This is a genomic window from Variovorax sp. FG153, assembly GCF_057809595.1.
Genome location: NZ_JBMDKG010000036.1, coordinates 82,531 through 92,791 on the forward strand (window position 1 = coordinate 82,531; position 10,261 = coordinate 92,791).

Sequence of the window (10,261 nt, forward strand, 5' to 3'; positions counted from 1 at the left end):
CCCGTTACGAGGCACCTGTCCATGGCCGAGAAAAAAGGCACTTCCAGCGAAAAAACGCTCTACTGCTCGTTCTGCGGCAAAAGCCAGCACGAGGTGAAGAAGCTGATCGCGGGTCCTTCGGTCTTCATCTGCGACGAGTGCATCGATCTCTGCAACGAGATCATCCGCGACGAACTGCCCGCCGGAGAAGAAGCGCGCGATGCGCGCAACGACCTGCCGACGCCGCTCGAGATCAAGACCAACCTCGACAACTACGTGATCGGCCAGGAGCCGGCCAAGCGCATGCTGTCGGTGGCCGTCTACAACCACTACAAGCGCCTGCGCCACAAGGAAAAGGCCAAGGGCGAGGACGTGGAGCTCAGCAAGAGCAACATCCTGCTGATCGGCCCCACGGGCTCGGGCAAGACGCTCTTGGCGCAGACGCTGGCGCGCCAGCTCGACGTGCCCTTCGTGATGGCCGACGCCACCACGCTGACCGAGGCCGGCTATGTCGGCGAGGACGTCGAGAACATCATCCAGAAGCTGCTGCAGAGTTGCAATTACGAAGTCGAACGCGCGCAGCGCGGCATCGTCTACATCGACGAGATCGACAAGATCTCGCGCAAGTCCGACAACCCCTCGATCACGCGCGACGTGTCGGGCGAGGGCGTGCAGCAGGCGCTGCTCAAGCTCATCGAAGGCACCATGGCCAGCGTGCCGCCCCAGGGCGGGCGCAAGCACCCGAACCAGGACTTCCTGCAGATCGACACGACCAACATCCTGTTCATCTGCGGCGGAGCCTTCGCGGGCCTCGAGAAGGTGATCGAGAACCGCACCGAGGCCTCGGGCATCGGTTTCGGCGCCAGCGTCAAGAGCAAGGCCCAGCGCAGCCTCACCGAGGTGTTCCGCGACGTCGAGCCCGAGGACCTGATCAAGTTCGGCCTGATCCCCGAGCTCGTGGGCCGCATGCCCGTGGTGGCCTCGCTGGCCGAGCTCAGCGAGGACGCGCTGGTGCAGATCCTCACCGAGCCCAAGAACGCCGTGGTCAAGCAGTTCACCAAGCTGCTGCAGATGGAGGGCGTGGACCTCGAGATCCGTCCCGCCGCCCTCAAGGCGATCGCGCGCAAGGCGCTGGCCCGCAAGACCGGCGCGCGCGGCCTGCGTTCGATCCTCGAACAGTCGCTGATCGACACGATGTTCGAGCTGCCCAATGCCACCAATGTCGACAAGGTCGTGGTCGAGGAATCGACCATCGACGAGAACAAGCCCCCGCTGCTCGTGTACCGCGAGGCAGCCAAGAAGGCCTGAGTGACTCCCGCGCCGGCTCTTCCCCCCGAGATGCCCGGCGTCTTCGACAAAGACTGCGGCCGCGGGCTTGAAATGCCCGTGTCGCCGTCCATCTTTGCTTGATCAATCAAAGGATATCCATGTCCGGTCATACCCCTCTGCCCGCCGACGCCATCGACCTGCCGCTGCTGCCGCTGCGCGATGTCGTCGTGTTCCCCCATATGGTGATCCCGCTGTTCGTGGGGCGCCCCAAGAGCATCAAGGCGCTCGAGCTGGCCATGGAGGCCGAGCGCCGCATCATGCTGGTGGCCCAGAAGGCCGCCGCCAAGGACGAGCCCTCGGTCGAGGACATGTTCGAGGTCGGCTGCGTCTCCACCATCCTGCAGATGCTCAAGCTGCCGGACGGCACGGTGAAGGTGCTGGTCGAGGGCCAGCAACGCGCCCGCGTGAACCGCATCGATGACGGCGAGACCCACTTCTCGGCCAACGTGACGCCGGTGGCGGCGCCCGAGGGCGGCGAGAAGGGCACCGAGGTCGAAGCGCTGCGCCGCGCGGTGATGCAGCAGTTCGACCAGTACGTGAAGCTCAACAAGAAGATTCCGCCCGAGATCCTGACCTCGATCTCGAGCATCGACGATCCGGGCCGCCTGGCCGACACGATCGCCGCGCACCTGCCGCTCAAGCTCGACAACAAGCAGGCGGTGCTCGATCTCGACGACACCAAGGCACGGCTGGAGAACCTGTTCGGACAGCTCGAGCGCGAAGTCGACATCCTCAACGTCGACAAGAAGATCCGTGGCCGCGTGAAGCGCCAGATGGAGAAGAACCAGCGCGACTTCTACCTCAACGAGCAGGTCAAGGCGATCCAGAAGGAGCTCGGCGAAGGCGAGGAGGGCGCGGACATCGAGGAGATCGAGAAGAAGATCAAGCTCGCCAAGATGCCCAAGGACGCGCTCAAGAAGGCTGAGGGCGAGCTCAAGAAGCTCAAGTTGATGTCGCCGATGTCGGCCGAAGCCACCGTGGTGCGCAACTACATCGACGTGCTGGTGGGCCTGCCCTGGGCCAAGCGGACCAAGATCAAGCACGACCTCGCGAACGCCGAGGCGGTGCTCAACGCCGACCACTACGGCCTCGAGAAAGTCAAGGACCGCATCCTCGAATACCTCGCGGTGCAGCAGCGTGTCGACAAGGTCAAGGCGCCGATCCTGTGCCTCGTGGGCCCGCCGGGCGTGGGCAAGACCTCGCTCGGGCAGTCGATCGCCAAGGCGACCGGCCGCAAGTACACCCGCATGGCGCTCGGCGGCATGCGCGACGAGGCCGAGATCCGCGGCCACCGCCGCACCTACATCGGCGCGCTGCCGGGCAAGGTGCTGCAGGGGCTGAGCAAGATCGGTACGCGCAATCCGCTGTTCCTGCTCGACGAGATCGACAAGCTGGGCACCGACTTCCGCGGCGACCCGTCGAGCGCACTGCTCGAGGTGCTCGACCCCGAGCAGAACCACACCTTCGGCGACCACTACGTGGAAGTCGACTTCGACCTGAGCGACGTCATGTTCGTCGCCACCTCGAACTCGATGAACATCCCGCCGGCGCTGCTGGACCGCATGGAAGTCATCCGCCTCTCGGGCTACACCGAGGACGAGAAGACCAATATCGCGATCAAGTACCTGCTGCCCAAGCAGCTGAAGAACAACGGCGTGAAGGAAGAGGAACTGCTCGTCACCGAGGAGGCCGTGCGCGACATCGTGCGCTACTACACGCGCGAAGCCGGCGTGCGTTCGCTCGAGCGCGAGCTCTCGAAGATCTGCCGCAAGGTGGTCAAGGGCCTGCTGCTCAAGCAGATGACGCCCCAGGTCGTGGTCACGGGCGAGAACCTCAACGACTTCCTCGGCGTGCGCAAGTTCACCTTCGGCCTGGCCGAGAAGCAGAACCAGGTCGGCCAGGTGGTCGGCCTCGCATGGACCGAGGTCGGCGGCGATCTGCTGACGATCGAGGCCGTGACCATGCCCGGCAAGGGCGTGATCAGCCGCACCGGTTCGCTGGGCGACGTGATGAAGGAATCGGTCGAGGCCGCGCGCACCGTGGTGCGCAGCCGCTCGCGCCGCCTGGGCATCAAGGACGAGGTGTTCGAGAAGCGCGACATCCACATCCATGTGCCCGACGGCGCCACGCCCAAGGACGGCCCGAGCGCGGGCGCTGCGATGACCACGGCCTTCGTGTCGGCGCTCACGGGCATCCCGGTGCGCGCCGACGTGGCGATGACCGGCGAGATCACGCTGCGCGGCGAGGTCACGGCGATCGGCGGCCTGAAGGAAAAGCTGCTGGCGGCCCTGCGCGGCGGCATCAAGACGGTGCTGATCCCCGAGGAGAACGCCAAGGACCTGCAGGACATTCCCGAGAACGTGAAGAACGGCCTCGAGATCGTGCCGGTCAAGTGGATCGACAAGGTGCTCGAGATCGCGCTCGAGAAGCAGCCTACGCCGCTGTCCGACGAAGAGGTCGCGGCCTCGGCGGCGGCCGTGGCCGAGATCGCGAAGCAGCGCGAGTCGCAGGCATCGGAAGGCTCGGTCAAGCATTGAACGACACGATCATGAAATTCGGGGGCTCGCCTTGCGAAACCCCGAAAATCTGGTCTATAATTCAAGGCTCGAAACGCGGGAATAGCTCAGTTGGTAGAGCGCAACCTTGCCAAGGTTGAGGTCGAGAGTTCGAGACTCTTTTCCCGCTCCAGTTTTGAAAAAGGGAAGCAACAGCTTCCCTTTTTTTCGCTAGTTCGATTTCGTTTTTCTGCGTGGCGCGATAGCAAAGCGGTTATGCAACGGATTGCAAATCCGTCTAGTCCGGTTCGACTCCGGATCGCGCCTCCACACTTCTCCCGTTGAACAGCTTCGAAGATCCCAGGCCCCGCCAACCGACGTTGACGGGGCTGTTTTCATTTGGGGTATCGTCGTCATTCAACCCGGGGCCCGGATGGTGAAATTGGTAGACACATCGGACTTAAAATCCGCCGCTTCCTTAATCGGGGCATACGGGTTCGACCCCCGTTCCGGGCACCACATCTAACAAGGGAGCATTCAATGCCTCGCTACAACGCTCCATTCGAAATTCATGTGCATGGCGACGTGGCCCTGCGTTCGGACGTCGGTTTCGACCAGATCCAGGAAGCGCTGAAGCCGCTGTGGAAATACGCGGGCGCCAAGTCGCTCGCCGACGGTGCCGCCAGCTCCTACGAGGAAGAACCCGGCATCCGTTTCGAGCCCAAGGACCACATGCTCCAGATGTGCTGGACCGTGGCCGGCGACGAGGACTTCCGCCAGGCGCTCGACGAGATGTGCATGGCGCTCAACGAACTGTCCGAACGCGGCGCGGCCATCGAAGTCACCTTCTACGACACCGATTTCGACGAGGAAGAGGGCGACCCCGACGAGGAGTCGCGCGACGACTTCGTGATGCTGTTCGTGGGCCCGAATCCGGCCGCGATCATGCAGGTGCAGCGCGACCTGCTGGTCGAGGACGTGGTGAACCTGATGGAGCGCCACTTCGACGGCGCCGAGCTCGGCGGCGTGGTGGCCGAGATCGACCGCCTGTTCAGCGACCGCTTCGATGCACTGGTGAACTCGCTCGAGATCGGCAAGCGCCCGCGCGGCACCGGCGGTACCGGTGGCGGCGGCGGCAGCGGCCATGGCGGCGGACGCCGCCCGCGCCACCTGCACTGAGCGCCATACGCCTGCCACGCGGCGCCACCACCATCCGCCGCATGGCAGCGCTCTTTCCTTCCTCCGCCCTCAACGCCGGCGTGCGCAAGCGCGAGGTGTTCGGCTGGGCCATGTACGACTTCGCCAACTCGGGCTACACGACCGTGGTCATCACGGCCGTGTTCGCCGCCTATTTCGTGGGCGGCATCGCCAAGGGCGCGCCCTGGGGCCCGTTCGCCTGGACGGTGGCGCTCAGCATCTCCTACGCGATCGTGATGTTCACGATGCCGGCCATCGGTGCCTGGGCCGACCTGCGCGCGGCCAAGAAGCGGCTGCTGGTCATCACGACCGTGGGCTGCGTCATCGGCACCGCGGCGCTGGCGCTCTCGCCGCGCTTCTCGGGCGCCACGGGCGTGGCCGTCGCGATGCTGCTGATCGTGGTGTCGAACACCTTCTACTCCTACGGCGAGTCGCTGACCGGCGCCTTCCTGCCCGAGCTCGCGACGCCCGAAGGCATGGGCAAGGTCAGCGGCTGGGGCTGGGCCTTCGGCTATGTCGGCGGCATGCTGGCGCTGGGCTTGTGCCTGGCCTACGTGCTGTGGTCGCAGGCGCGGGGCCTGCCGGCCTCGCACTTCGTGCCGGTGACGATGCTGATCACCGCCGCGATCTACGGCACGGCCGCCTGCGCCACCTTCGTGCTGCTGCCCGAGCGCGCCAGGCCCAGTGCGCAGGCCCTCGGCGACGCCAGGGCGCCCAGCGCCTGGCAACAGCTGCGCTCCACCTTCCGCCAGGCGCGCGCCTACCGCGACTTCATGACCCTGCTGGCCTGCACCGTCTGCTACCAGGGCGGCGTGGCGGTGGCGATCACGCTGGCCGCGATCTATGCCGAGCAGGTGATCGGTTTCGTCGCGAGCGAGACCATGGTGCTGATCTTCGTGCTCAACATCGCGGCCGCGCTCGGTGCCTTCGGTTTCGGCTACGTGCAGGACCGCATCGGCCACAAGACCTCGCTGGCCGTCACGCTGGTGGCCTGGGTCGCGGTCTGCGTGATCGCCGCGGTGGTCACGACCAAGGGCGGCTTCTGGTGGGCCGCGGCCATCGCGGGCCTCGCGATGGGTTCGAGCCAGTCGGCCGGCCGCGCGATGACCGGCTACTTCGCGCCGCCGGCCCAGATGGCCGAGTTCTTCGGCCTCTGGTCCTTCGCCACGCGGCTCGCGAGCATCGTCGGCCCGCTGGCCTACGGCGCGGTCACCTGGCTCACGGCCGGCAACCAGCGCATCGCGATCCTGTCGACCGCCGTGCTCTTCGTCGCCGGCCTGCTGCTGCTGTGGCCGATCGACGTGCGGCGCGGCCGCGAGGCCGCGCTGCGAGGGCAGGGGTAGGTCTCAGGAGCCGCCGAACAGGCTGCCGTTGGTGATCGGCCAGGCCGCCTTGACCTGCGTCTTCCAGTTGGCCGTGTTCTTCACGTTGGCCGCGAAGCTCGCGATGTCGGCCGGCGTCGGCGAGGCCGGCAGCATCGGGCCGTTGTAGAGCACGTCGAACCTGTCGGGGAAGTTGATCGCGGCGCCCGCCGCCGTCAGCGTCGCCGGGATGCTGCCGGCGCCCGTGGCCGGTCCCACCGTGATGCTCGCCAGGTAGTTGCCCACGCCGCTGATCGCACCGGCCGCGCCGTCGCCCAGGCCCGCGATGGTGCCGCCGACGAAGGCGTAGACCGTCTCGTTGGTGGCGCTGAGGCCGCCGCCCGCGCCCTGCGTGGTGCCGATGTTGGCGAGTGGGTTGGTGCCCTTGCTCACGTCCGGCTGGATCGTCACGATGGTGCCCACCGCGAGGTCGCGGTCGGCGGTCCAGACGTAGGCGCTCTCGTTGGTGACCCCGTCGAACTCCTTGTCGGCGGTGCGGTCGCGGTCGGTGAAGATGATGCGCGTGCCGCTGTCCATCGGCTTGAGCAGCACGAAGGCGAAGGCATCGGGGCTGTCGGCGTTCAGGCCCAGGAACAGGATGTCGCCGGGGCCGTACGAAGGCGGCGCGCTGGTGGTGAAGGCGATGGTGCTCGCGTCCGACACGCCCGCGAAGGCGTTGCCCTTGGCATCGAGGACCGCGTTGGCGTCGACCGTCACGTAGTAGCTGGTGGACGCGGCGAGCGGCTGGCTCGGCGTGAAGGTCAGCACGTTGAAGGCACGCTGCACGCGCGCGGCCGGGCTCGTGGCCGAGAAGGTCTCGACCACGCTGCCGTCGGCCTTGTGCAACACGATGTTGCCGGCGCCGAGGCGCACGCCTTCGTTGAAGTTCAGCGTGATCTTCGAGTTCACGCCCACGCTGCCGTCGTTGCCCTTGGGCGAAGCGCTCTTGAGCACCGGCGCCGCGGTGTCGACCCAGGGCTGGCCCAGGCGCACGACGAAGCCCTGGAACTTCTGGTCGGCCGGCGCCAGGTCCTTCGAGGCCTTGGTCTGGCCCGGCCACACGGTGTCGCCGTTGTCGAGCAGCAGCTGCACCTGCGTGCCGGCCGCGACCGGTCCGGGCACTTCCACGGCCGATTCGAAGCTGCCGCCGGTTTCCTTGCGCAGCGCATCGAGGTCGTTCGAGAGCTCGACCGGCGCTTCGGCCGCGTTGCCGCTCCACGCGAACAGCGCGAAGTTGCGGTCCACGTCGGCGCTGGCCGGGCCCGCCGGGCCGGCAGTGATCAGGTAGCGGCCATCGGTGCCCTTGTCGATCGAGCGGATGCCGCGGCCGCCGAGGTCGATCTCGATCGGCGCGCCGAAGCTGGCCTGCGTGGCGGTCTTGTTCACCAGCGCGGCGTAGTTCTGCACCGGAACGATCAGTGCCTTGGTGCGCGTGGCGGTGTCGGTCTGCGGGGCGCGGAAGCCCAGCCACAGCGCGGTGTCGCCCGGCGAGGAGGCCATGCCCTCGATCGAGAAGCCGTTGACCTGCTCGGGGATCACGCCCTTGGCGGCCGAGACGGCGAAGCCGAAGTGGTTGGCGCCCAGGCCGTGGCCGTTGGCCGTGTCCCAGGCCACGAGCTGGCTCTCGAGCTGCGCGAACTCGCCGACGTAGTCGAAGGTGGTGGCGGCACCGGTGCCGCTGACCTTGACCGCGAGCAGGTGCGAGCGCGCGGGCGCGTCCGAGCCGTCCTTCTTGTTGCTGTTGGAGCCGGTGAGATACAGCGTGTCGCCGATGCGCACGCCGGCCTCGAGGTCGAGCTCGTCGGTCAGCTTGGGACCGTTGTCCTGGTAGCTCCATTCCTTGACCGCGGCGCCGCCGGCACGCGGATACACGCGCAGCACGTTGGCCTCGTCGTCGGCCACGATCATGAAGCCGTCGGGCAGCGCGAAGGCGGTCGAGGCGTCGGAGGAGCCGACCTTGGTGCCGGCATTGGGCGTGAAGGTCGCGCTCGAGACGAGCTGGTCCTGCGGCGCCGGCGGGGGCGCGGGCGGTGCCGTGTTCGTGGGCGGCGGCAGGAAGCCGATGAAACCGCCGTCGCTACCGCCGCCACCGCAGGCGGCCAGCATCAGCGAGAGGGCGCTGGCGAGCAGCATGGGCTTGAAGGGAATGCGGGTCGAACGAAGCGGAGTGGGCGTTGTCATGGTGCGCGTTGGTTGTTCTGAACAAACCGCGCATGCTGGTACTTTGGAATGACATTTCCGTGAAACACCGGGGTGCTCAACGGTAAAGACGCGATGTCAGAACGAAGACTGCCGCAGCGACTTCGGCACCTTGTAGCGCTCGCCGTCGTAGCGCAGCGTCACCGCGCTGAAACGCGCGGGCAGCGCCTTCTCGACGCAGCCCTGGTCCTCCGACGGCTGCGCGCGGCTTTGCACCACGGTGCGCGACAGCATCAGGTCGGCATAGCCGTTGCTCGCGGCCTTGCCCACCGAGAGCATGGTGCGCAGCTTCTCGAAATGCCCGGCGCAGGCCGAGGCATCCCATTCGCCGCTCTCGCGGTCGAGCTCGATCTCCTGCAGCACCTGGCGCAGCTTCGCCCCCTGCTGCACGTACAGGCGCAGCGTCTCGCTCGCAGCGCTGGCCGCGCCGATGTCGCGGTAGCGCACGCGCAGGCCGAAGGCGCGGGTGTCGCTCGCGAGCACGTAGCGCGAGGTGTCGATGCGCACGTCCTGGATCAGGTTGCGGCGGTCTTCGTCGAGCGCCTCGGCCTGGAAGATCCGGCCGATGACGGTGTCGCGCTCGGTGTTGCCGTTGTCGGGCCGCTGGATCAGCAGCACCTCGAGGTCGTAGACCTTGGCGCCGTTGTCGCTGGTCTCGCGCGGCATCGGCAGCACGACGATGCTGCGGCCCGGATAGGCCGGCCAGGGCTTGCAGGCGGCCAGCCGCTCGTCGAGCGGGCGCTGCGGATGCAGCTTGGCGTGCATGCGCTCGGCCAGGCCGCTCTCGCAGGCCGCATGGCCCGCGCCGGCCGCGAGCAGGCCGGCGAGCAGGAGGGCGAGATGGCGCAGCGGGCGCATGGAATGGGGCGGCCGTTCAGGCCGTGCTCGCCTGCGGCCGATCGGGCAGCAGGTCGGAAGGACGCAGGCCCAGCCAGCGCGCGGCAGCGCTCTGGAGCACCGCGGCATCGCCGCTGCTGCGCAGCGCCACCCAGGCGTCCTCCAGGGGCCTCGCGTGCTCTTGCAGCAGGCCCGCGGCGGCGAGCAGCCGCCGCGTCTGCAGCGCCACCGGCACGCCCGAATCGAGGAAGCGGACGGCCGAGGGCGCATGCCGCCGCAGCCGGTCCTGCAGCAGCGGATAGTGGGTACAGCCGAGCACCACGGTGTCGGTCTCGTCGGCGTCGCCGCCGAAGGGGCCGGCCAGCGCCATGTAGTGGGCGCAGAGCTGGTCGATGGCGAGCTCGTCGAGCCGCTCGATCGCCGCCACGAGGCCGTCGCAGGGCACCGAGCGGATGCGCTCGGGATGGGGGAAGGTATGGCGCAGCGCCGCGTACTTGGCGCTCGCCAGCGTGCCGCGCGTCGCCAGCACCGAGACATGGCCGGTGGCGCTGCCCGCCACCGCGGGCTTGATCGCGGGCTCCAGGCCGACGATCGGCAGCTCGGGGTTCTCGGCACGCATCACGTGGATCGCGGCCGTGGTGGCGGTGTTGCAGGCCACCACCAGCGCCTTGATGCCGTGCTCGCGCACCAGGGTATCGACCACGTGCCGCGAATGCTCGGTCACGTAGGCGTCGCCGCGCTCGCCGTAGGGGGCATGCGCGGTGTCGGCGAAGTAGACGAAGCGCTCGCGCGGCAGCTCGGCGCGCAGCGCACCCAGCACGCTCAGCCCGCCCACGCCGCTGTCGAACACGCCGACGGGCGAAG

General features: G+C 67.7%; 7 protein-coding genes and 3 tRNA genes. 7 read left to right on the top strand and 3 right to left on the bottom strand.

Annotated elements, in window-relative coordinates; translation table 11 throughout:
- Positions 1–21: 21 nt before the first annotated feature.
- The 7 genes from clpX to ACODT0_RS30320 all read left to right on the top strand — a co-directional run bounded on the left by clpX (position 22) and on the right by ACODT0_RS30320 (position 6,343).
- Complete coding sequence (clpX, locus tag ACODT0_RS30290) at positions 22–1,287, top strand: ATP-dependent Clp protease ATP-binding subunit ClpX (protein WP_057594286.1); 1,266 nt, start codon at positions 22–24, stop codon at positions 1,285–1,287.
- A 119-nt stretch (positions 1,288–1,406) separates the two neighbouring features.
- Positions 1,407–3,845, top strand: a complete 2,439-nt coding sequence (lon, locus tag ACODT0_RS30295; RefSeq protein ID WP_057594285.1) for an endopeptidase La — start codon at positions 1,407–1,409, stop codon at positions 3,843–3,845.
- Between the two features lie 75 nt (positions 3,846–3,920).
- Positions 3,921–3,996 (top strand) — tRNA-Gly (locus tag ACODT0_RS30300).
- Between the two features lie 63 nt (positions 3,997–4,059).
- Positions 4,060–4,133: transfer RNA gene (locus ACODT0_RS30305), tRNA-Cys, on the top strand.
- 97 nt (positions 4,134–4,230) lie between these two features.
- A tRNA-Leu gene (locus ACODT0_RS30310) sits at positions 4,231–4,322 on the top strand.
- Positions 4,323–4,343: 21 nt separating this feature from the next.
- Entirely contained in the window at positions 4,344–4,982 is a 639-nt protein-coding gene (locus ACODT0_RS30315; protein WP_057597775.1) for a DUF6806 family protein, read from the top strand.
- Positions 4,983–5,023: 41 nt separating this feature from the next.
- Positions 5,024–6,343 carry an MFS transporter gene (locus tag ACODT0_RS30320; RefSeq protein ID WP_261212716.1) on the top strand — a complete coding sequence of 440 codons (1,320 nt, stop codon included), beginning with the start codon at positions 5,024–5,026 and terminating at the stop codon, positions 6,341–6,343.
- A gap of 3 nt (positions 6,344–6,346) precedes the next feature.
- On the opposite strand, the gene ACODT0_RS30325 is transcribed toward ACODT0_RS30320, so the two are convergent.
- From ACODT0_RS30325 to murI, 3 genes are all read right to left on the bottom strand, one after another.
- Entirely contained in the window at positions 6,347–8,542 is a 2,196-nt protein-coding gene (locus ACODT0_RS30325; RefSeq protein WP_489042980.1) for an Ig-like domain-containing domain, read from the bottom strand.
- Between the two features lie 96 nt (positions 8,543–8,638).
- A complete protein-coding gene (locus tag ACODT0_RS30330; protein ID WP_261212712.1) occupies positions 8,639–9,418 on the bottom strand; it encodes a PA3715 family protein in 780 nt (259 codons plus the stop codon).
- A gap of 16 nt (positions 9,419–9,434) precedes the next feature.
- On the bottom strand, positions 9,435–10,261 hold an 827-nt coding region (gene murI, locus ACODT0_RS30335), incomplete at its 5' end, for a glutamate racemase (RefSeq protein ID WP_489042981.1).

What these genes read in the sequence shown, in the direction of transcription:
- ACODT0_RS30315 (WP_057597775.1), top strand. Translation starts at nt 4,344, where the DNA reads ATGCCTCGCTACAACGCTCCATTCGAAATTCATGTGCATGGCGACGTG.
- ACODT0_RS30320 (WP_261212716.1), top strand. Translation starts at nt 5,024, where the DNA reads ATGGCAGCGCTCTTTCCTTCCTCCGCCCTCAACGCCGGCGTGCGCAAG.
- ACODT0_RS30325 (WP_489042980.1), bottom strand. Translation starts at nt 8,542, where the DNA reads ATGACAACGCCCACTCCGCTTCGTTCGACCCGCATTCCCTTCAAGCCC.
- lon (WP_057594285.1), top strand. Translation starts at nt 1,407, where the DNA reads ATGTCCGGTCATACCCCTCTGCCCGCCGACGCCATCGACCTGCCGCTG.
- clpX (WP_057594286.1), top strand. Translation starts at nt 22, where the DNA reads ATGGCCGAGAAAAAAGGCACTTCCAGCGAAAAAACGCTCTACTGCTCG.
- ACODT0_RS30330 (WP_261212712.1), bottom strand. Translation starts at nt 9,418, where the DNA reads ATGCGCCCGCTGCGCCATCTCGCCCTCCTGCTCGCCGGCCTGCTCGCG.